Here is a 25,266-nt window from a genome sequence, read left to right on the forward strand (position 1 = left end):
GGATCAGTTTGCGCGCTCCGCGATGACGTGAGCCCCGTCATGGCCGGTGATCGTGAAGGTTACAATCTCGCCCAGCGGCGCTCCGCCCTCGAAGCGGATCTCGGTGAAGTCGTCGGCGCGGGCGACGCCGTCACGCTCGACCAAGCCCGGCAGGGTGCGGCCGATCTGGCGTTGCAGGTGGCGCTCCAGGCCCGCCTGGCCCGCTTCGCGCAGGCGGCGGGCGCGGTCCTTGATCACCGGCCCCTTCACTGGCGGCATGCGGGCCGCGGGCGTTCCGGGCCGAGCGCTGTAGGGAAAGACGTGCAGGAAGGCCAGGCCCGCCTCCTCGACCAACTTCAGCGTATTCTCGAACGCCTCTTCCGTCTCGGTGGGGAAGCCGGCGATCAGGTCGGCGCCGAAGGCGGTGTCGGGGCGTACGCGGCGCACCTCGGCCACCAGCTTCAGCGCGTCCTCGCGGCTGTGGCGGCGCTTCATGCGCTTGAGGATCAGGTTGTCGCCGGCCTGCAGGGACAGGTGCAGGTACGGCATCAGGCGCGGCTCGGTCTCGAGCAGCTTGAACAGGTCCGGATCGATCTCGGCCGCGTCGATCGACGAGAGTCGAAGCCTGGGCAGGTCCGGGACCAGGCGCAGGATGCGACCGACCAGCTGGCCCAGGGTCGGCTGGCCCGGCAAGTCCGCGCCCCACGAGGTGACGTCGACGCCGGTCAGCACCACCTCGCGATAGCCTTCTGCGGCCAGCTTGCGGACCTGCTCGACCACCTCGCCGGCGGGCGCCGAGCGCGAGTTTCCCCGGCCATAGGGAATGATGCAGAAGGTGCAGCGGTGGTCGCAGCCGTTCTGGACCTCGACATAGGCCCGGGCGCGATCCTTGAGTCCGTCGATCAGGTGACCGGCGGTCTCCTTGACCGACATGATGTCGTTGACCCGCACGCGGGCGGTCGTGTCCGTCATCGCGCCCGGCGCGGCCTTTTCGGCGTTGCCCAGCACGAGGTCGACCTCGGGCATGGCGGCGAAGGCGGCCGGATCGACCTGGGCGGCGCAGCCGGTGACGATGATCCGCGCGTCCGGCCGTTCGCGGCGGGCCTTGCGGATCGCCTGGCGGGCCTGGCGCACGGCCTCGTTGGTTACGGCGCAGGTGTTGAACACCACCGCGTCGGAAAGGCCGTCGGCGGCGGCGCGCGCCCGCATGGCCTCGCTCTCATAGGCGTTCAGGCGGCAACCGAAGGTGACGACGTCGACGCCGTCCGGGCCCGACATCATCGTGGCCGGACCGCCCTCCTCACCCGCCTCTGGCCTGGGCTTCGGCGTCGCCTTGATGACGGTGTAGGTGGTCATGACCTCAAGCCGCGACCCGCTCCGGCAGCTTGCCGGCGAAATCCATGCTGACCGGGCCGGTCATGATCACGTGACCGTCGCTCTCGCGCCATTCGATGACCAGCGAGCCGGTCTCGAACTGGACGCGCGCCTTGCGGTCGGTCAGGCCGCGACGCACGGCGGCGACCTGGGCCGCGCAGGCGCCCGTGCCGCAGGCGGCGGTCAGGCCCGCGCCCCGTTCCCAGACCTTCAGCTGGATGTGATCGCGAGCGGCGATGTGAGCGAATCCGACATTGACGCCTTCCGGGAACAGCGGGTGGTGCTCGACCAACGAGCCGGTCCCCGTGGCGAAGGCGTCGCTGACCGGGGCGTCGACGAAGAACACCACGTGCGGATTGCCCATCGAGACGCAGACCGGCGTATACACCAGCGGCGCGTCGATCGGACCGACCTGCAGTTCGACCCGCTCGGTGTTCATCGCTTCGGACAGCGGAATCTGGGTCCAGTCCAGGCCCGGGACCCCCATGTCGACCGTCACCAGCTTCTCGCCCGCCGCGACGCCCGACAGGCGGCCCGCGACGGTGTCGAACGCCACGGCGTCCTTGCCGGACGACTGCATCAGGAGCCACGCCACGCAGCGCGTGCCGTTGCCGCAGGCGCCGGTCTCCTCGCCATCCGAATTCCAGAAGCGCACATAGGCTGACGCGCCCTCCGCCTTCGGCGGATCGATGGCGATGACCTGATCGCAGCCCACGCCGCCGTCCCCGCGTTTGGCGATCGCGCGGATCTCCTCGGGGGTCGGATCAAAGGACTGGGTCTGGGTCTCGATGACGACGAAGTCGTTGCCCAGCCCGTTCATCTTCAGGAAGGTGCGGCTCATAGCCGGGCTATATAGTGGAAAGCAGAGCGAAATGCACCGCGACGAACAGGACCACGCCGGCCTTCGCCTGCGCGCGCGATTGCGGGCCCTCTATCATGGCGCCTCGCCGACGGCGGTGCGGTTCCGCTACGGGATCATTCTGATCGACATCGCCCTCATCGCTTTCTTCATCGCCGCGCCGCTGATGCAGAAACATGGGCTGACCTTCTACCTGATAGACTACGGGGTGGCGGCGTTCCTGGCCGCCGACCTGGCCGCCCGGGCCATCGCGCATGGCGACTTTCGGTCCTGGCTGAAGAAGCCCATCAGCTGGCTGGACCTGTTCGTCCTGGCCACCCTGCTGTTTCCCGCCTGGCTGTTCAACTTCGGCTTCCTGCGGGTGCTGCGCCTGTGGACCCTGATCCACAGCGAGTTCTTCTGGCGCACGGTGGGACGGCGCTATGACGACACGCGGATCGAGGACATCACCCGGGCGGCCAGCTCGCTGGCGACCTTCGTCTTCGTGGTTACGGGCTTCGTCTATACGAGCTTCGCCGGCCGCCACGAGGGGATCTCCGGTTATGTCGACGCCCTCTATTTCACCGTCACCAGCCTGACGACCACCGGCTATGGCGACGTCACCCTGCCGGGCGTGTGGGGCAAGCTCTTGTCCATGGCGGTGATGCTGGGCGGGGTGTCGCTGTTCATCGGCCTGATCCAGTCGATCCTGCGGCCCCACAAGGTCATCTATCAGTGCCACGCCTGCGGCCTGCGCCGGCACGATCCGGACGCCGTCCACTGCAAGGCCTGCGGCGTTCTGCTGAACATTCCCGACGACGGGACGTGATCGGCTCGGCCTAGCTCTGGCGCGGGGGAAATTTTCCGATACCGTCCCGCGCCATGACCCTGCTCCGCACCTGTTCCGCCGCGGCCCTGGCCGCCATGCTCTCCACTGCAGCGTACGCCCAGGAGGCCGATCCCCACCTGGCGCTGGAGGCGGTCGAAAGCCCCGACTCCCTGGCCTGGGTGAAGGCCCAGAACGACAAGACCCTGCCCATCCTGTCGGACGACAAGCGCTTCGCTGGCCTGCAGGACCAGGCCCTGAAGATCCTGTCGACCAAGGACCGGATCGCCATGCCGACCTTCATCGGCAAGACGGTGTTCAACTTCTGGCAGGACGAGACCCACGTGCGCGGCGTCTGGCGGCGCACCAGCCTGGAGTCCTACAAGACCGCGACCCCGCAGTGGGAAACGGTCATCGACCTGGACGCCCTGGCCAAGGCCGAGGGCAAGAACTGGATCTGGAAGGGCGCCGACTGTCGTCCCAAGACTCACGACCGATGCCTGGTGAATCTGTCCAACGGCGGCAAGGACGCCGTCACGGTCCGCGAATTCGACCTGACGACCAAGAGCTTCGTCGACCCCGGCGCGGGCGGTTTCGTGCTGCCCGAGAGCAAGCAGTCGATCGAGTGGCTGGACCCCGACACCCTTATCTTGACCCGAAATTGGGGCGAGGGCACGACCACCGACAGCGGCTACGGCTTCGTCATCAAGACGCTGAAGCGGGGCCAGACCCTCGATCAGGCCGTCGAGGTCTTCCGCGGCCAGAAGTCCGACGTCTCGGCCGGGCCGAACGTGCTGCGAGACGCCGCCGGCAATCGGATCGTCCTGCTGACCCGCGCCACCGACTTCTTTCACGACGAGACCTATATCTGGGACGGCAAGGACGCCAGGCGCCTGCCGATCCCGCAAAAGGTCGGCGTGCGCGGCCTTATCGACGGCAAGCTCGTCCTGAAGATCGAGGAGCCGTGGACCGTCACCATCGGCGCGCACCCCTACACCTATCCAGCCGGTTCGGTCGTCGCGGCCTCGACCAAGTTCCTGACCAAGGCAAAGGACCCCGAGATCGTCATCAGCAACGACTGCGATCCCTGCCAGCTGCTGGCGCCGGGTCCGCGCCAGTCGATCGATCAGGTGACGGTGACCGATCACCGCGTGGTGGCCGTGGTCTACGACAACGTCCGGGGCAGCCTGGTCAGCCTGCGGCTGCGCGGCGAATTCGGCGTCACCTCCCAGGCCCTGCCGGTGATCGACAACGCCTCGGTCGCCCTGGTCTCGCACTCGGACGAGGGCGACGAGGTTTTCTACACCAACGAGGGTTTCCTGACGCCGACCGAGCTGAAGCTGGCCGACGCGACCGGGACCACCGCCCAGACGGTCAAAGCCCTGCCCGCCCAGTTCGAGACCAAGGATCTGGTGGTCGAACAGAAGTCGGCGACCTCGAAGGACGGCACGGCCATCCCCTACTTCCTCGTCCACAAGAAGGGCTGGAAGCTGGACGGCCAGAACCCGACCCTGCTGCACGCCTATGGCGGCTTCAATCTTTCCAAGCTACCGGTCTACGATCCCCTGATCGGCAAGCTGTGGCTGGAGCGCGGCGGCGCCTATGCCGTCGCCAATATCCGCGGCGGCGGCGAGTTCGGCCCGGCCTGGCACGAGGCCGCGCTGAAGGCCAACCGCCAGCGGGCCTATGACGACTATTTCGCCGTGGCCGAGACGCTGATCGCCGACAAGGCGACCACGCCGCGCCACCTGGGCGCCTATGGCCGCTCGAACGGCGGCCTGCTGATGGGCGTGGCCCTGACCGAGCGTCCGGATCTGTGGAACGCGGTGGTGGTCGAGAGCCCGCTGCTGGACATGATCCGCTATACCTACCTGCCCGCCGGAGCCTCGTGGATCGGCGAGTATGGCGACCCGGCCATCCCGGCCGAACGCGCCTGGATCGAGAAGTACAGCCCGTACCAGAACCTGAAGGCGGGCGTGAAATACCCGCTGGCCTACATCACCACCTCGACCAAGGACGACCGCGTCCATCCGGGCCACGCCCGCAAGTTCGCGGCCCGGATGGACGATCTGGGCGTCGACCACCTCTATTTCGAGAACACCGACGGCGGCCACGCCAATGGCGCGGATCCCAAGAACAACGCCCGTCGCTGGGCCCTGCACTACACCTACCTGTCGCGACAGCTGATGGATCACTAAGTGCGTAAGCTTCTGACCGTTCTCTTCGCTTCAACGAGCCTGATGACCATCACCCCCGCGATCGCCGCAGAATCAAAGATGTCAGCCGACCAGCCCAAGGCCGCCGAAGAAGCCCGCACCCCGCTGACCGAGCTGGGCAAGAACGATCCCTATCTCTGGATGGAGGAGATCGAGGGCGCGCGCGCCATGGACTGGGCCAAGGCCCAGAACGCCAAGACGCTGCCCGTTCTGCAGGGTGACAAGCGCTATGCGGACCTGGAGGCCAAGGCCCTGGCGATCCTGAACGCCAAGGACCGCGTGCCCGGCGTTTCGTTCGCCGGCGACGGCTCCCTGCGCAACTTCTGGCAGGACGCCGACCACGTGCGCGGCGTCTGGCGCAAGACCAGCCTGGAGAGCTACCGCACGGCCGATCCGGCCTGGGAGACGATCCTCGACATCGACGCCCTGTCCAAGGTCGAAGGCGCCAACTGGGTGTTCAAGGGCGCGTCCTGCCTGCCGCCCGAGGACACGCGGTGCCTCGTGACCCTGTCGGACGGCGGCAAGGACGCCGTGACGGTCCGGGAGTTCGACACCGCCACGAAGAGCTTTGTGTCGGATGGCTTCGTCCTTCCGGAGGGCAAGCAGAACTACACCTGGCTCGACAAGGACACCCTGCTGGTCGGCCGCGAGTGGAAGCCGGGCGAGCTGACCAAGTCGGGCTATGCCTATGTCCTGAAGACCCTGAAGCGCGGCCAGACCCTGGACCAGGCGGTCGAGGTGTTCCGGGGCGTCGACACCGACGTCTCGGTCAATCCGTTCGTTCTGCGCGACGCCGACGGCAAGGCCGTGGCGGTGATGGCCGGCCGAGGCGTGACCTTCTTCGAGGCGGAAACCTATCTGATCGAGGGCGACAAGCCCGTGAAGCTGGATTTGCCGCTGAAGAGCTCGGTCCAGGGCTATGTCGCCGGTCAGATGATCGTGCTGATGGAGCAGGACTGGAAGGGCTTCAAGACCGGCGACCTGGTCAGCTTCGACCTGGCCAGGCTGAAGGCCGCGCCGGACCACGCCGTGGCGACGCTGGTGCTGCGCCCGACGGCCCGCCAATCGGTCGAACAGGTGACCACCACGCGCACCAAGCTGGTCGTGGGTCTGCTCGACAACGTCAAGGGCGCGGCGCGGGTCCTGACCCACGGCCCGAACGGCTGGACCTCGCAAACGCTGGACCTGCCGGCCAACAGCGCCATCGGCCTGGGTTCGACCGCCGAAAAGGACGAGCGCCTGTTCGTCACCGCCACCGGCTACCTGGCTCCGACCACCTACTGGCTGGCCGACGCCGGCACGTTGAAGCTGGAACAGGTCAAGGCCTCGCCGGCGCGCTTCGACGCCGGGGCCCACGTGGTCGAGCAGTTCGAGGCGACCAGCACCGACGGCGCCAGGATCCCCTACTTCGTCGTGCGGCCGAAAGGCCTCGAGTACGACGGCCAGGCCCCCACCCTGCTCTACGCCTATGGCGGCTTCCAGGTGCCGCTGACCCCCGGCTATTCGGGCGTGATGGGCAAGCTTTGGCTGGAGCGCGGCGGCACGTACGTCGTCGCCAACATCCGGGGCGGCGGCGAGTTCGGCCCGGCCTGGCACGAGGCCGGCCTGAAGGCCAACCGCCAGAAGGTCTATGATGACTTCTTCGCCGTCTCCCAGGACCTGATCGCGCGGAAGATCACCTCGCCCCGTCGCCTGGGAATCATGGGCGGCAGCAACGGCGGCCTGCTGATGGGCGTGGCCCTGACCCAGCGGCCCGAGCTCTACAACGCCATCGTCGTTCAGGTGCCGCTGTTCGACATGATCCGATACAGCCAGATCGGGGCTGGCGCCTCGTGGGTGGGCGAGTATGGCGACCCGGCCATACCGTCCGAGCGGGCCGTGATCGCCAAGTACGACCCCTATTCCAACCTCAAGGCCGGCCAGAAGTACCCCGAGGTGTTCATCGAGACCTCCACCAAGGACGACCGGGTCCATCCGGCCCACGCCCGCAAGGCGGCCGCCAAGCTCGAGGCCCTGGGCTATCCGGTGCTCTATTACGAGAACATCGACGGCGGGCACGCGGCCAGCGCCAACCTGGCCGAAACCGCCCGCCGCCAGGCGCTGGAATATGTCTATCTCAGCCGCAAGCTGATGGATTGAGCGGGCTGCGCGGCGTTTTCGGATAACGCCGCGCCGTCAACCCAAACGAAAGTTATCGGCGTCAGGATGCGCTCCGACAAAGCTGTCGGATCCGTCACAGTGCCCATCCAAGTCGTCAAAGCCCTGGACCTTTCCCCCGCCGACATCGCGCGGTGGATGGAGCTGCAGCGTAGCCAGGCGCGGCTGGACTCGCCGTTCCTGTCGCCGCACTGGGCCTTGGCGGTCGCCCGCGCCCAGGGCGACAAGGGCGAGGCCGTCAAGGTCGCGATCGTGCGCGGCGCCGAGGGCGAAGCCCTGGCCTTTCTTCCAGCCCGCATCCGCCAGGGCGTGGCCATGCCGGCCGGCGCGCCGATGTGCGACTATCAGGCCCTGGTCTCGGCCCCGGGCGTCGCGGTCAATCCGCGCGACCTGCTGGCGGCCCTGCACGCCTCGCGCATCGACTTCTGTCACATGCTGGCCGACGACGAGACCCTGGCCCGCCACGGGCGTGGTCAGGCGGACTCCTGGATCATCGAACTGCCAGACGGCTACGAGGCCTACGCCGCCGAGCGCAAGGCCGCCAATGTCGGCGTGCTCAAGGACATCGACAAGAAGCGCCGCAAGGCCGAGCGCGAGGTCGGGCCCTCGCGCTACACGGCCATGTCGGAAAGCCGCGCCGACTTCGACCAGTTGATCGCCTGGAAGCGGGCTCAGCTGCTGGCCACCGGCCAGACCGACCTCTTCAAGACGCCCTGGGTCAATGACCTCGTCGAGGCGCTGTTCCAGAATCGCGCCCCCCACTTCGGCGGCGGGCTCTATACCCTGCATCTGGGAGACCAGTTGGCGGCCGTGCACCTGCACCTGCGCGGCGAGCACACGATCCACGGCTGGCTGATCGCCCACAATCCCGAGCTCGACCGCTATTCGCCCGGCATGCTGCTGTTCCAGGACATCCTGAAGAGCATGGACGGCGCGGACTATTCGCGTCTGGACCTCGGCACGGGCGACTACCGGTTCAAGCGTGAGCTGTCCAACGCCCGTCAGACGGTGGTGTTCGGCTTCCTGGGCTCGCCCTCGCTGCCGACCCTGGTCCGCCACGCCGCCTACGGCATGCGCAGCGTCGCCGAATCCCTGCCGCTGGGCCGGATCTCCGAAATCCCCGGCAAGGCCATGCGCCGCATCGATCTGCTGCGCGGCCTGCACTGACCCCTAGTGAAGGGCGTTGATCCGCATGGCGCGCGGATCAACCGAACCGGCCGCCCAGGCGCGGGTCCAGCCGTATTTCAGCTCGCCCTCGCGGAAGGCGAAACGGTCCAGGTGCTTGGCGACCACGTCCTCCAGCCGGGCCAGACCCTCGAGGTCGGCGGCCTCGACGGTGATGTCGAGGCCATCGGGATGGGCCACCATCCGGCAGGTTCCCAACGGCAGCGGAAACACGGCCGAGGTCTCGTCATAGGCGACCTCGAACTTGTGGCTCCAGTGCTTGGCCAGTTGGGTCATGTAACGGGCCGCCTTGTCGGTGGCGACGCGAGCGTGGCTTTCCATGCCGTCCCTCCTTCCGCTTAGATGGCTTCGATGACCGCCGCGGCGTCGTCCATGGCCTTGGCGATGGCGGCGATCTGCTCGGCGCTCAGTTGGCCGCCGTGCAGCTTGAGACGCAGCGCGGTCTTGAGGTTCTCCCGAGCCCGCATGATCTGCGGCGAGAAGGCGGCGCTGGCGGACGCGGCCTCGGCCATGCGCTCGAACAGCGAACGGACGGGCGCGTCGTTGCTGGCCAGGAACGCCTCGCCTTCCGGCGTGATCGTGTAGAGCTTCTTGCCGCCGCCGGCGTCGCTGGCGGTGACGTAGCCCAGCTCTTCCAGCAGGGTCAGGGTCGGATAGACCACGCCCGGGCTCGGGCTATAGGCGCCGCCGGCCGCCGTCTCGATGGCCTTGATCAGTTCGTAGCCGTGGCTGGGCTTCTCGGCGATCAGCTTGAGAACCACGAAGCGCAGGTCGCCATGATCGAAGAACCGGCCCATTCGGCCGCCGCGACCGCGCGGGCCGCCATGATGACCGGCGGGACCGCCGTGGAAACCGAAGGGATGACGGCCGTGATGCTCGTCGGCCTGACCGCGCCAGTGGCCGCGGTGATGGTGATGTCGTCCAAACATTGTGTTTTAGATCCTGTTTCGTTATATCGGATTTATAGATATATCGGATCTGAATTGCGTCAAGAGCTATTTTCGATATATCGGATTATGTCGGAAAACACGACGCCGCGACGTCGCCGCTTTGCGACCGGCTGGTTCAAGTCAGGGCGATTTGAAGCAAGGCCGCCCAACGTGGCCGAAATACAACGTAATCAGTCTTGATACGGATTGCGGCGTGAATACATGCCGGCGTGTAGACTCAGGAGCACGGGCTTGAACGACCAGGATAACGGCCTCCGCCACAGGGCGACCGGTCGGCGCATCGCCGCCATGGGGCTTGCCGCGGCCGCCAGCCTGGCGACGTTCTCGCCGGCCCTTGCTCAAGAACAGGGCGTTAAGGGCCAGTCGGTCGGCACCACCGCGAACGTCGAGGCGGCCAACGATCCGCTGGAAGGTTTCAATCGGGGTTCCTTCAAGCTGGGCATGGGCCTGGACCACGTGATCCTGGCGCCGATCGCCCACGGCTACATGGCGGTCACGCCCCGCGTGGTCCGCAACCGGGTCAGCTCGGCGGTCTATAATCTGGGCGAGCCGAACACCGTCATGAACATGGTTCTGCAGGGCAAGCCCAAGCAGGCCATGCGGTCGACCACCCGCTTCGTGGTCAATTCGACCGTCGGGGTGCTGGGCCTGTTCGACGTGGCCTCCAAGATGAACCTGCCGCGCCGCGATTCCGATTTCGGCCAGACCTTTGGCAAATGGGGCGCCAAGCCCGGCGCCTATCTCTATGTACCCCTGATGGGTCCGCTGAACGTCCGCGACGGCGTCGGCCGCGTCCTGGACATCGTCACCGACCCCGTCTCGCTGTATGTCGGCGGCCTGTCCACCGACTTCGGCAAGGCCCGGACCGGCGTGACCATCGTCGACGTGCGCTCGAACGCCGACCCGGCGTTCCAGGCCTTGAAGGACGCCGCCGACCCCTATGTCACCACCCGTTCGGCCTACACCCAGTATCGCGAGGCCTTCATCCGCGAAGCGACCGGCGACGCCGAGGTGCTTCCCGACTTCGATGCGCCGCCCCCGGAAGCTCCGCCCCAGGACGCTTCACCCGCGGCGCCCAAACCATGACCGGTAAGACCATGACCAACACCCCCTCCACCCGGCGCGGCGCCAACGCCGCGCTTTTGGCGTTCTTCGGAGCTGTCGCGATCGGCGGTCCGGCCCTGGCCCAGAACAGCGCCCGCGACGCCGGCGCCGAGGCCTTCGTCCAGACCAAGGCCCAGCGCGTGATCACCGTGCTGGCCAACAAGACCATGAGCGACGCCCAGAAGACCCAGGTTTTCCACCAGGCGGTGGACGAACTGGCCGACGTGCCGCGCATCACCAACTTCGTGCTGGGCAAATACGCCCGCACCATCACGCCCGAACAACGGGCCCGCTTCACGCCGGTGTTCCGCGCCTATGCCGAGAACGTCTATCAGAGCCGCATCGACGACTATCGCGGCGAGCAGCTGAAGGTGGTCGGCTCGGTGGTCAACAAGCCGGGCGACGTGACGGTCAAGACCCTGATCTCGGGCGGCCAGATCACCCAGCCCCTGCCCGTATCCTGGCGCGTGCTGGGCGGCGGCCAGACCTGGAAGGTCGTCGACGTCCAGTTCAAGGGCATCTGGCTGGCCATCACCCAGCAGCAGGACTTCGTCTCGACGATCGACAACGCCGGCGGCAACATCGACGTGCTGATCAATCAACTCCAGAAGGGCGGCTCGGCGCCTTCTGGCCGCCGCAAGTAGCGGCGGGACGACAGGCTTAAAGACCAAGGGGATTTGGCATTGCGCGAACAATGGGCCGAGACGGCCATGGGCGTCGTCGTCCTCGCCCTGGCGGCGGGGTTCCTGATCTATTCGCTCAGCGTGGGCGGCGTTCACATGAAGAGCGGAAACTATGAGATCAACGCCAAGTTCGGCGAGGCCGGCTCGCTGGCCCCGGGCGCGGCGGTGAGCGTGGCCGGCGTCAAGGTCGGCACCGTCTCGCAGATCACCCTGGAGCCGAAAACCTTCCTCGCCGTGGCCAAGCTGAGCATCGACCCGACCGTGAAGCTGCCGTCGGACTCGACCGCCAAGATCACCAGCGACAGCCTGCTGGGCGGCGCGCACGTCTCGATCGCGCCGGGCGCGGCCATGGACGACATCAAGCCGGGCGGCCAGATCGAGAACACGCAAGGCGCCGTGGACATCTTCGGCCTGATCGGTTCGGTGATCCGTCCGCAGGGTGGTTCGGATGCGACGGCTTCGTCGGACTCCGCCGCGCCGGCCGCCTCGCAACCCGCCGTGAGCTACTGACATGACCGCGGTCGAGGCGACACAGCGGGTCGCCCCTCGTTCTCCTGGCAATCCCGTTCGGGCTCTGGGTCGCTCGACCCTGGCCGCCGTGCGCATGGTCGGGTCGGTCGGCGTCTTCGCCGTGCGCGGCGTCGCCGCCGCCCTGACCCCGCCCTGGTTCCTCGGCCAGCTGTGGCGCCAGTTCGTGGCCATCGGCTTCTTCTCGCTGCCGGTCGTGGGCCTGACCGCCATCTTCACCGGCGCGGCCCTGGCCCTGAACATCTTCACCGGCGGCGGGCGCTTCAACGCCGAGCAGGTGATGCCGCAGATCGTGGCCCTGGGGATCACCCGCGAACTGGGTCCGGTTCTGGCGGCGCTGATGCTGGCCGGCCGGGTCTCGGCCGCCATCGCCGCCGAGATCGGCGCCATGCGCGCGACCGAGCAGATCGACGCCATGCGCACCCTGTCGACCGACCCGTTCCGCTATCTGGTCGGCCCGCGCCTGCTGGCCGGCGTCCTGATGACGCCGCTGCTGACCGCGGTGGCCGACACCATCGGCGTCGCCGGCGGCTGGCTGGTCGCCACGCGGGTGCTGGACTTCAGCTCGGCCGTCTACATTCGCAATACCATCGACTTCCTGCAGAGCTGGGACATCGTCTCGGGCCTGATCAAGGCCGCGGTGTTCGGGTTCATCGTGGCGCTGATGGGCTGCTACCATGGCTACAACGCCAAGGGCGGGGCGCGGGGCGTCGGCCGGGCCACCACCCACGCGGTGGTCTCCTCGGCGATCCTGATCTTCGGCTCCGACTACCTCCTGACCACCCTCTTCACCCACGCTTCATGACCGACGTGACCCCGAAACTCGCCTGGAAGGGCGTCACCAAGCGCTTCGAGGGCCGCGCGGTCCTCGACGGTCTCGACCTGTCGGTCGCGCCGGGCCGGTCGCTGGTCATCATCGGCGGCTCCGGCCAGGGCAAGTCGGTGACGATCAAGACCGCGCTGGGCCTGATGCGCCCGGACGCCGGCAAGATCGAGCTGGACGGCAAGAACACCGTCACCCTGTCGGAAGGCGCCCGCCGCAAGCTGTTCTCCCGCGTGGGCGTGCTGTTCCAGGGCGCGGCCCTGTTCGACAGCCTGACCGTCTGGGAAAACGTCGCCTTCCGCCTGATCAACGCCGACGGCCTGAACCGCAAGGCGGCCAAGGAGAGGGCGATCGAGGCCCTGGAACAGGTGCGTCTGTCGCCCGACGTCGCCGACCGCTTCCCGTCCGAGCTGTCGGGCGGCATGCAGAAGCGCGCGGGTCTGGCCCGCGCCGTCGTCGCCCAGCCGGAGATCCTGTTCTTCGACGAACCGACCACGGGCCTGGATCCGATCACGGCGGCGGCGATCAATGAGCTGATCTCCCACCAGGTGCGGCGCCTGGGCTCGACCGCCGTGTCGATCACCCACGACCTGGCCTCGGCCCAGACCATCGGCGACGAGATCGCCATGCTGCATGGCGGCAAGATCATCTGGCGCGGGCCGGCCGCCGAGCTGCGCACGACCGACAACCCGTATGTCCGCCAGTTCGTCGAAGGCCGCGCCGAGGGTCCGATCTCGCATGCGGTCTAGGATGTCGCGCGCCGCCAGACCGGCGGCGCGTTAAGCTTCGGTTTCTCGCAGGGTTTCGGCCAGCAGCCGTCCCTCGACGCCACGGCTGGAACCGGCCCGCCAGGCCACCACGATCTCGCGGCTGGGATGTTCGGTCGCCAGCGGGCGGATCGTCAGCGCGGTCTTGTCGGCCAAGCCCGCGTGCACCGCCATGGCCGGCAGGAACGAGACGCCCAGGCCCGAGCCGATCATCTGCACCAGGGTCGGCAGCGAGGTGGCGGCGAAGGTCTCGTCGTCGCCCACGCCGCGCGGAGGCTCGAGGCCGCAGGCGGCCAGGGCGTGATCGCGCAGGCAGTGGCCGTCTTCCAGCAGGATCAGGTCGTCGCCCCGCAGGCTGTCGGGATCGACCCGCGTCGAGGCCGCCATCGGATGGTTGGCGGGCGCGGCGGCCAGCAGTTCATCGTCCTCGACATGGGCCCAGTCCAGGCCGGACATGTCGTAGGGCAGGGCGATCAACGCCGCGTCCAGGGCTCCGCTCTTCAAGGCCGCGATCAGGCGCTGGGTCAGGTCCTCGCGCAGGAACAGCTTCAGCTTCGGAAAGCGGTCGCGCAGGACGGGCAGGGCGCGCGGCAGCAGGTAGGGCGCCACGGTCGGGATCACGCCCAGGCGGAAGCGGCCCGCCAATGGCTGGCCCGCGCCGCGCGTGGCCTGCACCAGGTCCTCGGCCCGCGCGAGAATGTCTTCGGCTCGCCGCACCGCCTCCTGGCCGGCGGCGGTCAGGATCACCCCCGAGCGCGCCCGATCGACCACCGGCGCGCCCAGGATCTTTTCCAGTTCCTGGATGCCGGCCGACAGGGTGGGCTGGGTGACATAGGCGCTCTCGGCGGCCCGGCTGAACGAGCCATGCTCCGAGAGAAGCTTCAGATATTGCAGTTGGCGAAGGGTCGGGAGAAGCATGGCCTTTATATAGGCCGCATCTATCGAAAATCCAAAAACTATCGATTGGATATCTGGAAGGCCCGGACATACACCCCTTTCACGGTGAAAGTTCCAGCGTGTCTCCCCCCACCGCCGCTGGATCCCACCCCGTTGTTCCCGGTCCGCCCGCGTCTCCCCTCCCAGCGGCGCGGACCGGGACGAACCTCTCCCTTAGTGCTAAGCCCGCCCCGGATCTCACGGAGCTTGCCATGTCCATTGAGGCCTTGCGCGCCCAGCTACCCGCCTACGCCAAGGACATCGGGACCAATCTGAGCGTCCTGGCCGGCGAGACCGTGTTGAGCGACCAGGCGCGCTGGGGCTGCTTTGTCGCCAGCGCCTGCGCGGTCGGCGAACCCGAGACCCTGCGGGCGATCACCATCGCCGCGCGCGAGGCGGACCTGACTTCCGAGGCCTTCACGGCGGCCAAGACCGCCGCGGCGATGATGGCCATGACCAATATCTACTTCCGCGCCGTTCATCTAATGAAGGCGCCCGACTACGGCGCATTGCCTTCGCGCCTGCGCATGAACCGGCTGGCCCATACCGGCGTCGAAGCCGTCGACTACGAACTCTGGTGCGTGGCCGTGTCGGCGATCAACGGCTGCGGCGCCTGCCTCGACAGTCACGAGGCCGAGCTGCGGAAACGGGGCGTGGACCCTCTTCAGATCCAGGCCGCCCTGCGCATCGCCGCCGTGGTTCACGCGGTGGGCCGGGTGCTGGCGGTCGAGGGGCCGGATCGTCCGCAATTTTCGGGCGTCTGAGGCCCATCCGCGACGCCCGGTCGCGGCGCGGGCCCCTCGACATTCACCTTGCCCGTAAACTAAGTTGTTAACCTCTGGGTAAGAGATTCGCGGCGTCCGCAAGGCGACCTGTCGGGTCGCGGCGGGGCCGCACGGGGTGAAGGTGGGCGATATGAGACTGCTGTCGAAGAATCCTCGCGAGAACAAGAACGGCAAGCCGACCGTTCTTGGTGAAGTCGGCCAGGTCGAAGCCGTGCAGCACCAGATCGAATCCACCCAGGCGATCGGCCAACGCTACGAGACCATTCACGGCGGCCTCGACAGCATCGGCCGCGTGATGGAGCACCTGAAGGCCATCGAGCCGCTGATCGCCGAGATCCGCGGTCCGGTCGCCCAGGAGTTCGAAGCCCGCCGCGCGGAACATGCCGAGCTGATCGCCCTGCGCGCCAACTACGAGCACGCCCAGCGCCAGGTCGCCCAGATCCAGGCCGAGGAACGCGAGGTCAGCGCCCGCCTGGCCGCCGCCGAGACCGCGCTTGGTGAGTCCGACGCCCGTCGCCAGACCCAGGACGCGGCGCTGGAAGACAACGCCCTCGAGATCGACCGCCTGCGCAACGCCCTGCTGCAGTCGGATCTCAAGGTCTCCAGCCTCGACGCCAGCTTGCGCGACTCCACCGCCCGCATCGAACACCTGGTGCAGGACGTCGAGGGTCTGCGCCTCCAGGCCCAGGACATCGACACCCGTCGCGGCGACGCCGAGGCGGCGCTCGCCCGCGCCAACCAGGACAACGCCCTGCTGGGCGACGAAGTCGCGACCCTGAAAAAGCGCGTCGACCAGGCCGGCCTGGACGTGGCCCGCCTCTCGCGCATCGAAACCGACCTTGAAGCCCAGCTGGCCGGCGAACGCGCCCGCGCGCAGGCGATCGAGAACGCCCTTTCGGCTCACCAGACCGACAGCGGCCGCACCATCCGCAACCTGGAAAGCCAGGTCGAAGCGGCCCGCGCCGAGATCTCGGCCCTGCAGACCCGCCTGGAGACCGCCACCGGCCGCGCCGACAAGCTGGAAGAGATGAACGGCCAGATCTCGGCCCGTCTCGCCGAGTCGTCCGCGCATCAGAAGGCGGTCGAGCGCCGCGCCGGCGACCTCAACGTCGCCCTGGAACGCGCCCTGGAACGTATCCGCACGCTGGAAGAAGATTCCGAAGGCCTGCGTCAGCGCCACGCCGGCGTCGACACCGCCCGCGCCACCGCGATCGAGCGCGCCGACCAGCTGGCCAAGAGCGCCGTCGCCCAGGAAAAGGCGATGAAGCGCGCCGAGGAACGGGCTCAGCAACTGCGCACGCGCCTCGACGGCATGCAGGAAGCCCAGGACCAGCTCCGTCGCGAACACGAGGAAAAGGTCGCCGAACTGCAGGCCACGATCGAGCGCCTCACCTCGGAAGCCGCCCTGGCCGAAGGCGCCCTGGAAGCGGCTCGCCGCGACCGAGCGCGCCTGCAGATGGCCCTGCTGGGCGCATCGGACGAGGGCATGGCCGAGAGCGCCTGAGCCTCGCAGCCCTGAAGGACCAAAGCCCGCCGACCGACCGGTCCGGCGAGCTTTTTCTTGCCTATTTCGCTTCGGCCGCCGCCTTCAGCCCAGCCATCTGCTGGCCCAGCACGCCGTCCACCGGCGCGGCGATCTTGTCCAGGCCGCCCTTGAAATAGCCGCCGACGTCGTAGGTGACGGTCACCGTCGTCTGACCGTCCTTCTCGGCGAGCAGGAAGGTCAGCGCCCCGCTGGCGCCGGAGCTCTGCATCGGGCCGAGCGCGCCGACCAGCACCAGCTTGCGGCCCGGCTCGGCGTTGACCGTCGTCATGTGCAGCGCCGAGCCGCCGTTGGGCAGCCGCTCGCAGAAGCAGCCGCCCGAGGCCGCGCCCAGCGACAGGTTGGCGGCCGAACCCGACCAGGTGTGGGCCGAGGCCCACCATTTCGAAGGCTGGACCAGCGTCGCCCAGACGGCGCCGGCGGGCGCGGCGATGACGACCTGACGCCGGACCTCGAATCCGTTGGGCTGGGCGTCCACGACCTCGGCGCGCGCCGAGCCGGCGACCAGCAGCGCAAGGGCGATGGCGGCGATCTTCGTCTTCATGAGGGGTCCCTCTCTGGCCAAGGTTGAGGGCAGGGGCGGGCGGGCGTCAACGCCCGCTCTTCGTCGTCCTATTCGACGGGCGAGCTCACCGTCGCGCCGCCGGCCTTCAGCCTGTCCAGCACGCCGTTGGCCGGCAGCAGAAAGCCGAGATCGACCACCGCCACCGTGACGCCGGGACGCTTCAGCGCGTCGGTCATGGCGTCGGTCGTCTGGGCGACGCCCTTCTCCAGCAGCGCTGGACCGCCGGGCGCGCGCAGCAGGCAGCGCTGGGCGCCGCTGGCGCGATAGCGGGCGCGGACAGAGCCCAGATCGCCCTGCGCCCAATCCTGGCCGATCGTGGTGGAATGGGCCCCGTCATAGGCGATCTCGTCCAGCGCCACCCGCAGGCAGTAGAGCTGGTCCTCGGGCGAGAGCTTGGAGACGATCGAGGTCACCGCGCTCATCCGGTACTGTCCGACCGACTTGACCTTCAGCTTGCGGGCCTTGGCCATGCGCTCGACCGTGCTGACCGGCTTGGCTTCGGAGAGGCCCGCCGCCTGGCGGAAATCCGACAGCAGCAGGAAGCCGGCCACGCCCGGCTTCCAGTTCTTGTACTCGCCCGCTCCCTTGCGGGCCTGATTGCGGGACTCCACGAAGCGCGCCTTCAGGTCGGGCGGCAGCTGGTCTTCCAAGTTCTTGCCCATCGGCTGGCGCAGCCCGCCGCCGAAGCTGAGGATGAAACCCGCCGCCTGGGTGACGCCGACCGCCGCCTGGGGCGGAACCAGCACCAGGCTGGCCTTGTCCAGCGCCTTGTTCAGGCGCGGGCTTTCCCATTTCAGCTGATGGGGCAGGGGAGCGGCCGAGCCGAGAATGTAGAGCTTGGCCCCGTCCTTCTCGACCAGCCAGATCGCCGGCCCCTTGGGCTTGGCCACCACGGTCAGCTCGGCGACCACAGCGCTTTCGTCCTGGGCCGGGGCCTGGCCGAGCTCGACCACGGGCGGCGGGGGAATGGTTTGACCGGCGAGAAGCAGGGACAGGGCCAGAACGGCGGACGCGACCATCGAAACTCCTTCAGCCCCCGAGCCCATTTAGCCCTTCTCCCGTGGCGGGAGAAGGGCTTGGGTCAGGCGCCTAAGCGCCCGCCGGGACCGGGAAGCCGCGCTTGCGCATCAAGGCTCCGATCTTCACGTCGCGGCCGCGGAAGGCGCGGAACTGGTCGACGGGGTCGACCGTGTTGCCCTTCGACATGATCGTCTCGTAGAGGCGCTTGGCGGTCGGCTTGTCGTAGAAGCCGCCGGGCGCCTGCTCGAAGGCCTCGGCGACGTCGGCGGTCAGGGTGTCGGCCCACAGATAGCTGTAGTAGCCGGCCGAATAGCCGTCGCCGGAGAACACATGCCCGAACTGCGGGGTGCGGTGACGCATGACGATCTCGTGCGGCATGTTCAGCTTGGCCAGCTCCTCGCGCTCGAACTTGTCCGGGTCGATGTCGACGTCGCCGGCAAGGTGCAGCTTCATGTCGATCAGGGCCGAGGCCAGATATTCGGTCGTGCCGAAGCCCTCGCCGAACTTGCCGGCGGCCTCGATCTTGTCGACCAGGGCCTGCGGGATCGGCTTGTCCGTCTGGTAGTGCAGGGCGAACTGGTTCAGCACCTGCGGCGTCGGCAGCCAGTGCTCGTTCAGCTGGCTAGGGAACTCGACATAGTCGCGCGCCACGGCCGTGCCCGACACCGACGGATAGGTGGCGTTGGCGTTCAGACCATGCAGGGCGTGGCCGAACTCGTGGAACAGGGTGGTGGCGTCGTCCCACGAGATCAGCAGCGGCTCGCCCGGCTTGCCCTTGATGAAGTTGGAGTTGTTGGAGACGATCGTGGTGATCTCGCCCTTGAACCGCTCCTGGGTGCGATAGGCGTTCATCCAGGCGCCCGAACGCTTGCCGGGGCGGGCATAGGGGTCGAAGTACCACAGGCCCACATGCTTGCCGGCGCGGGTCACCTCATAGACGGTGATGTCCTCGTGATAGACGGGGATGCCGGAAAGCTTCTTGAATTCAAAGCCGTAGAGCTGGCCCGAGGCCCAGAACATGCCCTCGCGCAGCTTGTCGAGCTGCAGGTACGGCTTCACCTCGTTCATATCGAGGTCGTACTTCGCCTTGCGGACCTTCTCGGCGTAGTACCGGTAGTCCCAAGGCTCCAGCTTGAACCCGCCGCCCTCCTTGTCGATGATCGCCTGCATGTCGGCGACGTCGATGGCGACCTGGGCGATGGCCGGCTGCCAGACAGCTTCCATCAGGCCCATGGCGTTCTCGGGCGTCTTGGCCATGGCGTCCTCGAGGCGCCAGTGGGCATGGGTCTTGTAGCCCAGCAGTTTGGCCCGCTCGGCGCGCAGCTTCAGGATCTTGCTGATGATGGCGTTGTTGTCGGTCGCGCCGCCATTGTCGCCGCGGTTGACAAAGGCCCGCCAGACCTTCTCGCGGGCGGCGCGCACCGGGCTCTCGGTCAGGAACGGGTCGACGCTGGAGCGGGTGTTCACGACGATGAACTTGCCCGGCAGCTTGCGCGACTCCGCGTTCGAAGCCGCGGCGGCCTTCAGGCCATCCGGCAGGCCGGCCAGGTCGGCGTCGCTCAGCTCGATCCAGGTGTTCTCGTCGGCCAGCAGGTTCTGGCTGAACTTGGTGTAGAGGCCGGCCAGCTCGGTGTTGATCGCGCCGACGCGGGCCTTGGCCTCGGGCGACAGCTTGGCGCCGGCGCGCACGAAGTTGGTGTAGTAGATCCACAGCACGCGCTGCTGCTCGGGCGTCAGCTTGGCCTTGTCCGGCGAATTGTAGACCGCCTCGATGCGGGCGAAGAGCGCGGCGTTCTGATTGACCTTGTCGCTGTGCGCCGAGAGCTTGGGATCCATCTCCTCTTCGACGACCTGGAACTCCGGCGTGCTCATGTTCGAGCCCCAGATGTAATAGTAGGTCGACACCGCGTTCAGCATCCGTCCGGCGTCTTCCAGCGCGCCGATCGTGTTGTCGAAGGTCGGCGCGGCCTTGTTGGCGGTGATCGCGTCGATCTCGGCCAGGTTCTTGGCCATGGCCGTTTCCAGGGCCGGCTTGAAGTCGGCGACCTTGACCTTGTCGAAGGCCGGCACGCCGCCGTAGGGGCCGACCCACTTCTGGGTCATGGGGTTCGCGCCTTGGGCCATGGACAAACTCGGATTGAGGGCGGCGACCGCGCCGGTGGCGGCGGCCGAGGCCAGGAATGTACGACGTTGCACGGAGTGTCTCCGGTGAAGATTTGGAAGCGACCCTAACAAGGTTCCCGGGCGTGTCACATGACAGGCGCGTAACCTTTCTGGAACCGCGCCCAGTCCCGTGGACGACGCACGCTTTGACGGCTACAGCTTGGCCCATGATCGGCGTCTTCGACTCCGGCGTGGGCGGCCTCTCGGTCCACCGCGCCCTCGTGCAGCGTCTGCCCCAGGCGGACTTCATCTATCTGGCAGACCAGGCCCACGCGCCCTATGGCGTGCGCACCGGCGAGGACATCGTCGAGCTGACCAAGGCCGGCTGCATCCGCCTGTTCGACCGCGGCGCCAGCCTGGTGGTCCTGGCCTGCAACACCGCCTCGGCCATCGCGTTGCGCCGCCTGCAGCAGACCTGGCTGCCGGGCTACCGCAAGGACATCGGCCGGCCGGTCAACATCCTGGGCATCATCGTGCCGACCATCGAAAAGGCCACCGGCCTGCCGTGGGAGCACGAGGCCGAGCGGCGCGGCGAAAAGGTCGAGCAACTGGACATCCTGGGCGTCTTCGCCACACCGGCCACGGTCCGCTCGCGCGTCTACGAAATCGAGATCGACAAGCGCAAACAGGACCTGGCGGTGTTCTCCGAGGCCTGCCCGGAGCTCGTGCCCCTGATCGAGGGCGACGCCTCGGTGGTCGAGCTGGCCAAGGCGGTCGAGAGCCACGTCGAGACCCTGAAGACCCGCATCGGCCGCTATCCGCACCGCGTGGTGCTGGGCTGCACCCATTACGAGATCATCGCCGACCTGTTCCGCGCCGCCCTGCCGGCCGGCACCCCGCTGATCCAGCAGCCCGAGGCCACCGCCGACGCGCTGGAGCTCTATCTGCAGCGCCACCCCGACTATGATCCGGGGACGGGCGGCGGCCGCGTCTTCCTGACTACGGGAACGCCGGGCCCGCAGAACGGTCTGGTCCAAAGCTTCTGGGGCGCCCCGCTGGCGTTCGAGGCGGCCTAATATCCAGCCTTAGGTCACCCCGCGTCCTGGTTCCGTGGCTGGTGATGGGCTTGACCTACTTGCCGTGGACGACGTTCGCGGCGCCGCCGGCCTTCGTAAACTCGCCATGGGTGTTCGTCTGCGGGATCGGTTTGTTCTGGGCGATGTATTTCGCGTGGCCTCTAGCTGAGCGCGCGTTCGCGAAGCTCCGCCGCCCCTGACCGCGACGTTGTGAATCATTTCCTGACGAACGCCGTAAACGCCTCTTAACGCTCTTCGGGCACAACATCGCGGTTCGACCCCTTCCACGGGTCCACGCGACGAGTTGAGTTCGGAGACTTTCATGGCGCGAGCCGCGCGGCGATCCACGACGGAGCTCCTCTGGGACGCGATCCGTTACGGCTGGGTCCAGCCCTGGACCGCCCGGTTCAGGGGCGGGATCATCACCGTGATCGGCGCCGTCCTGCTGCTGGCCATCGCCACCTACAACGCCACCGACCCCAGCCTCAACGCCGCCACCGGCGAGCCGGCCCGCAACGCCTTGGGCGCGCCGGGCGCGGCGATCGCCGACCTGCTGATGCAGTCGTTGGGCCTGTCCGGCTGGGGCGTGGCCCTGTTCATGCTGGTCTTCGGCGTCACCCGCGTGGCCCAGGCCGACCCGGACGCCGAGCGCAAGGACCTGCGCCAGCGCGCCGGGGTCGGCGTCCTGGGCCTGCTGGCCTTGTCCGCGACTCTGGCCGCGCCCCCGCCGCCGGCGATCTGGCAGCTGGAAAAAGGCCTGGGCGGCTTCTGGGGCGACGCCCTGCTGCACATGGTGGCCGGCGTCCTGCGCTTCGCCCACATTCCCGGCGCGACGATCGTCGCCGCCCTGTTGTTCGCCGTCGCGGCCATCGTCGCCCTGGGCTTCGCCATCGGCGTGCGCGAGGTTGATCCCGACGCCCTCCACGCCGCCGTCAGCAACGCCCTGCAGCCGCGCGTCCGCGCCGAGCCGGAACCGATGCCGGAGCCAGCCCCCAAGCCGGCCCGCGCCAAGCGGGAAAAGGCCGAGGCCCCGCCCAAGCGCGAACGCCCGGGCCGCCTGCCGCCGATCGACGCCGATGAAGACGAGGCCGTGGTCGCGGCCACGCCGACTCCGGTGTCCCGGCGCGCGCCCGAGCGGGCCTACACCCCGCCGCCGGCTCAGGACGACGAGGACGATTTCGAGGATTCGCTCGACGCTCGTCCGATGGCGATCGCCAAGCCCAAGACCGTGCCCAAGGAGTCCGGGCGCGAGGCGCGCGAGCAGCAGAAGGCCTTCGACTTCGACGACGAGGCCGGCTTCCAGCTGCCCGAGCTGGCCATGCTGGCCAAGTCCAAGCCGCGCTCGTCCGAAGTCGACGCCGCCGCCCTGCGCCAGAACGCCCGCCTGCTGGAAAGCGTGCTGGCCGAGTTCGGCGTCAAGGGCCAGATCGACCAGATCCGCCCCGGTCCCGTGGTCACCATGTACGAGCTGGTGCCGGCCCCGGGCGTCAAGACCGCCCGCGTCGTGGCCCTGGCCGACGACATCGCCCGCTCGATGAGCGTGATCTCGTGTCGCGTGGCCGTGGCCCAGGGCCGCAACGCCATCGGCATCGAGATGCCGAACTCCAAGCGCGAGACCGTCTATCTGCGCGACCTGCTCTCGAGCGCCGACTACGAAAAGGCCAGCCAGATCCTGCCCATGGCGCTGGGCGAGACCATCGGCGGCGAACCCTATATCGCCGACCTGGCCAAGATGCCCCACCTGCTGATCGCCGGCACCACCGGCTCGGGCAAGTCGGTCGGCGTCAACGCCATGATCCTGTCGATCCTGTACAAGCTGCCGCCAGAGAAGTGCCGCTTCATTATGATCGACCCGAAGATGCTGGAACTGTCCGTCTATGACGGCATCCCGCACCTGCTGGCCCCCGTCGTGACCGATCCGAAGAAGGCCGTCGTGGCCCTGAAATGGACCGTGCGCGAGATGGAGGACCGCTATCGCCGCATGTCGAAGATCGGCGTGCGCAACATCGGCGGCTACAACGAGAAGGCCAACGAGGCGCTGGACAAGGGCGAGCACTTCGAGCGCACCGTCCAGACCGGCTTCGACGACGCCGGCCGGCCGATCTACGAGACCGAGCAGATCCGTCCCGAGGCCATGCCCTATCTGGTCGTGGTCATCGACGAGGTCGCCGACCTGATGATGGTGGCCGGCAAGGACATCGAAGGCGCCGTCCAGCGCCTGGCCCAGATGGCCCGCGCCGCCGGCATCCACCTGATCATGGCCACCCAGCGCCCGTCGGTCGACGTCATCACCGGCACCATCAAGGCCAACTTCCCGACCCGGATCAGCTTCCAGGTCACCAGCAAGATCGACGCCCGCACCATCCTGGGCGAGCAGGGCGCCGAGCAGCTGCTGGGCCAGGGCGACATGCTCTACATGGCCGGCGGCGGCCGCATTACCCGCCTGCACGGTCCGTTCGTCTCGGACGGCGAGGTCGAGCAGGTCGCCAAGTTCCTGCGCGACCAGGGCATCCCGCAGTACCTGGAAGAGGTCACCGCCGGCGGCGACGAGGAACAGGAAGAGGCCATCGAGGGCGCCTTCGCCGGCGAGGGCGGGTCCAACGACCTCTACGACCACGCGGTGGCCGTGGTCACCCGCGACCGCAAGGCCTCGACCAGCTACATTCAGCGCCGCCTGCAGATCGGCTACAACCGCGCCGCCTCGCTGATGGAGCGAATGGAGAAGGAGGGCGTCGTCGGCGCGGCCAACCACGCCGGCAAGCGCGAGATCCTGGCTCCGCCGCCGCCGCCGATGTAGGAAACCTTGGCCGTGCGGGCGCGTTCCTGACGCTCCCAACCTGAACGGCGCTTCATCGGGGCGCCGGAAAATGGCCTTGCGACGGCCTTCGCGCAGGCAAAGGTTGCCGCTAAGGAGTTCGCATGAACACTCGCCGTTTCCTTCTGGCGGCCGGCCTGGCCGCCGCGATCGCTTCTCCGGCTCTGGCGCAAGGCGCCAAGCCCGTGCCGGCCACCCTGACCGCCGAACAAAAGGCCCTGCTGGACAAGGCCACGGCCTATATCCAGGGCCTGGGCTCGGCCAAGGGCCGCTTCGTGCAGACCGACGCGCGCGGGACCCAGACGCAGGGCGCCTTCTACATGCAGCGTCCGGGCAAGGCGCGGTTCGCCTATGACCCGCCAGCCGGCCTGCTGGTCGTTAGTAACGGCAACAACGTCAACATCTTCGACAGCCGGCTGAAGACCTATGAGAGCTATCCGCTCAGCAAGACGCCGCTGAACCTGCTGCTGGCCCGTGAGGTCCGCCTGGATCGCGGCGTGATCATCACCGACATCCGGCCGCTGGCCGACGGCTTCACCATCGTCGCCCAGGACGCCAAGCGCCAGGCGCTGGGCCGGATCTCGATGGACTTCTCCAATTCGCCGGTCGGCCTGATGGGCTGGACGGTCACCGACATCAAGGGCGGCCAGATTCGGGTGCGCCTGATCGATTTCGCCGAGACTTCGGCGCTGGATCCCAAGCTCTTCGTGCTGACGGATCCCCGTCGTCGGGTCGGCAAGCCCTAGTTGTTCCTGGGCATAAGCTCGATGCCAGGCTGAATGTGACATTACCACAACAGGCAAGAATCAACCGATCTCGGGGTTGACTTAAAGTTTTGAAGTGGCATATTTAACACGCATGGCGAAGAGCGACCGACCCGCGCTTCGCAAACCGTGCCGGATCCTATCCCCTCCCGGCGGCGGCATGAGAGACTAGACTTTCGCCCCAACGCCCCTGCGTTGGGGCGTTTTTCTTTTAGTGCGCCGGCCCCTC

22 protein-coding genes are annotated in these 25,266 nt (G+C 67.9%); 14 read left to right on the forward strand and 8 right to left on the reverse strand.

The window, feature by feature from the left end; genetic code table 11:
- Positions 1-3 precede the first annotated feature (3 nt).
- Complete coding sequence (gene mtaB, locus EIK80_RS20710) at positions 4-1,335, reverse strand: tRNA (N(6)-L-threonylcarbamoyladenosine(37)-C(2))-methylthiotransferase MtaB (RefSeq protein ID WP_125158913.1); 1,332 nt, start codon at positions 1,333-1,335, stop codon at positions 4-6.
- Positions 1,336-1,339: 4 nt separating this feature from the next.
- Entirely contained in the window at positions 1,340-2,194 is an 855-nt protein-coding gene (dapF, locus tag EIK80_RS20715) for a diaminopimelate epimerase (protein ID WP_125158914.1), read from the reverse strand.
- Between the two features lie 31 nt (positions 2,195-2,225).
- Here dapF and EIK80_RS20720 point away from each other — a divergent pair, with 31 nt between their 5' ends.
- The 4 genes from EIK80_RS20720 to EIK80_RS20735 all read left to right on the forward strand — a co-directional run bounded on the left by EIK80_RS20720 (position 2,226) and on the right by EIK80_RS20735 (position 8,557).
- On the forward strand, positions 2,226-3,020 hold the full coding sequence (locus EIK80_RS20720) for a potassium channel family protein (RefSeq protein ID WP_125158915.1): 795 nt from the start codon (positions 2,226-2,228) through the stop codon (positions 3,018-3,020).
- A gap of 53 nt (positions 3,021-3,073) precedes the next feature.
- Positions 3,074-5,215 carry a prolyl oligopeptidase family protein gene (locus EIK80_RS20725; RefSeq protein WP_125158916.1) on the forward strand — a complete coding sequence of 714 codons (2,142 nt, stop codon included), beginning with the start codon at positions 3,074-3,076 and terminating at the stop codon, positions 5,213-5,215.
- Positions 5,216-7,372: a prolyl oligopeptidase family protein gene (locus EIK80_RS20730; RefSeq protein WP_199743565.1), complete on the forward strand. Its 2,157-nt coding sequence runs from the start codon at positions 5,216-5,218 to the stop codon at positions 7,370-7,372. It abuts the gene before it with no gap.
- Positions 7,373-7,471: 99 nt separating this feature from the next.
- Positions 7,472-8,557, forward strand: a complete 1,086-nt coding sequence (locus EIK80_RS20735; protein ID WP_125158917.1) for a GNAT family N-acetyltransferase — start codon at positions 7,472-7,474, stop codon at positions 8,555-8,557.
- A 3-nt stretch (positions 8,558-8,560) separates the two neighbouring features.
- Here EIK80_RS20735 and EIK80_RS20740 read toward each other — a convergent pair whose 3' ends face one another.
- On the reverse strand, positions 8,561-8,896 hold the full coding sequence (locus EIK80_RS20740) for a DUF2218 domain-containing protein (RefSeq protein ID WP_125158918.1): 336 nt from the start codon (positions 8,894-8,896) through the stop codon (positions 8,561-8,563).
- Positions 8,897-8,913: 17 nt separating this feature from the next.
- Positions 8,914-9,504 carry a PadR family transcriptional regulator gene (locus EIK80_RS20745; RefSeq protein WP_199743566.1) on the reverse strand — a complete coding sequence of 197 codons (591 nt, stop codon included), beginning with the start codon at positions 9,502-9,504 and terminating at the stop codon, positions 8,914-8,916.
- Between the two features lie 222 nt (positions 9,505-9,726).
- Between EIK80_RS20745 and EIK80_RS20755 the strand changes: the two genes are divergently transcribed.
- Genes EIK80_RS20755 through EIK80_RS20775 form a run of 5 tightly spaced genes read left to right on the forward strand, consistent with a single transcriptional unit; the run spans position 9,727 to position 13,412 of the window.
- On the forward strand, positions 9,727-10,611 hold the full coding sequence (locus tag EIK80_RS20755) for a VacJ family lipoprotein (RefSeq protein ID WP_125158921.1): 885 nt from the start codon (positions 9,727-9,729) through the stop codon (positions 10,609-10,611).
- Positions 10,608-11,273: a phospholipid-binding protein MlaC gene (locus EIK80_RS20760; RefSeq protein ID WP_125158922.1), complete on the forward strand. Its 666-nt coding sequence runs from the start codon at positions 10,608-10,610 to the stop codon at positions 11,271-11,273. Before EIK80_RS20755 ends, EIK80_RS20760 begins: the two co-directional genes overlap by 4 nt.
- A gap of 33 nt (positions 11,274-11,306) precedes the next feature.
- Positions 11,307-11,822 carry an outer membrane lipid asymmetry maintenance protein MlaD gene (mlaD, locus tag EIK80_RS20765; RefSeq protein ID WP_125158923.1) on the forward strand — a complete coding sequence of 172 codons (516 nt, stop codon included), beginning with the start codon at positions 11,307-11,309 and terminating at the stop codon, positions 11,820-11,822.
- Between the two features lies 1 nt (position 11,823).
- Positions 11,824-12,645, forward strand: a complete 822-nt coding sequence (locus EIK80_RS20770) for an ABC transporter permease (RefSeq protein WP_125158924.1) — start codon at positions 11,824-11,826, stop codon at positions 12,643-12,645.
- Entirely contained in the window at positions 12,642-13,412 is a 771-nt protein-coding gene (locus EIK80_RS20775) for an ABC transporter ATP-binding protein (protein WP_125158925.1), read from the forward strand. The genes EIK80_RS20770 and EIK80_RS20775 overlap by 4 nt, the downstream gene beginning before the upstream one ends.
- 30 nt (positions 13,413-13,442) lie before the next feature.
- Here the strand turns inward: EIK80_RS20775 and EIK80_RS20780 are convergent, their stop codons facing one another.
- Positions 13,443-14,348, reverse strand: coding sequence for a hydrogen peroxide-inducible genes activator (locus tag EIK80_RS20780; RefSeq protein WP_125158926.1), 906 nt, complete (start codon positions 14,346-14,348; stop codon positions 13,443-13,445).
- A gap of 230 nt (positions 14,349-14,578) precedes the next feature.
- On the opposite strand from EIK80_RS20780, the gene EIK80_RS20785 reads away from it, so the two are divergent.
- On the forward strand, positions 14,579-15,130 hold the full coding sequence (locus EIK80_RS20785; protein WP_125158927.1) for a carboxymuconolactone decarboxylase family protein: 552 nt from the start codon (positions 14,579-14,581) through the stop codon (positions 15,128-15,130).
- A 151-nt stretch (positions 15,131-15,281) separates the two neighbouring features.
- Positions 15,282-16,655: a crescentin gene (creS, locus tag EIK80_RS20790; protein ID WP_199743567.1), complete on the forward strand. Its 1,374-nt coding sequence runs from the start codon at positions 15,282-15,284 to the stop codon at positions 16,653-16,655.
- A 61-nt stretch (positions 16,656-16,716) separates the two neighbouring features.
- On the opposite strand, the gene EIK80_RS20795 is transcribed toward creS, so the two are convergent.
- The 3 genes from EIK80_RS20795 to EIK80_RS20805 form a co-directional block, all read right to left on the reverse strand.
- Positions 16,717-17,238, reverse strand: a complete 522-nt coding sequence (locus EIK80_RS20795) for an SRPBCC domain-containing protein (RefSeq protein WP_125158928.1) — start codon at positions 17,236-17,238, stop codon at positions 16,717-16,719.
- A 68-nt stretch (positions 17,239-17,306) separates the two neighbouring features.
- Complete coding sequence (locus tag EIK80_RS20800) at positions 17,307-18,278, reverse strand: TraB/GumN family protein (RefSeq protein WP_125158929.1); 972 nt, start codon at positions 18,276-18,278, stop codon at positions 17,307-17,309.
- Between the two features lie 70 nt (positions 18,279-18,348).
- Positions 18,349-20,475, reverse strand: a complete 2,127-nt coding sequence (locus tag EIK80_RS20805; protein ID WP_125158930.1) for a M3 family metallopeptidase — start codon at positions 20,473-20,475, stop codon at positions 18,349-18,351.
- A gap of 134 nt (positions 20,476-20,609) precedes the next feature.
- Between EIK80_RS20805 and EIK80_RS20810 the strand changes: the two genes are divergently transcribed.
- The 3 genes from EIK80_RS20810 (at position 20,610) to EIK80_RS20820 (ending at position 25,019) form a co-directional block, all read left to right on the forward strand.
- Positions 20,610-21,458 (forward strand): glutamate racemase, encoded by an 849-nt coding sequence (locus EIK80_RS20810; protein WP_125158931.1) that lies wholly within the window; start codon positions 20,610-20,612, stop codon positions 21,456-21,458.
- 304 nt (positions 21,459-21,762) lie between these two features.
- On the forward strand, positions 21,763-24,255 hold the full coding sequence (locus EIK80_RS20815) for a DNA translocase FtsK (protein WP_199743568.1): 2,493 nt from the start codon (positions 21,763-21,765) through the stop codon (positions 24,253-24,255).
- Positions 24,256-24,377: 122 nt separating this feature from the next.
- Positions 24,378-25,019, forward strand: a complete 642-nt coding sequence (locus EIK80_RS20820) for an outer-membrane lipoprotein carrier protein LolA (protein ID WP_125158933.1) — start codon at positions 24,378-24,380, stop codon at positions 25,017-25,019.
- The last annotated feature ends 247 nt before the right edge of the window (positions 25,020-25,266 follow it).

The organism is Caulobacter sp. 602-1 (assembly GCF_003931565.1).
GTDB lineage: Bacteria > Pseudomonadota > Alphaproteobacteria > Caulobacterales > Caulobacteraceae > Caulobacter.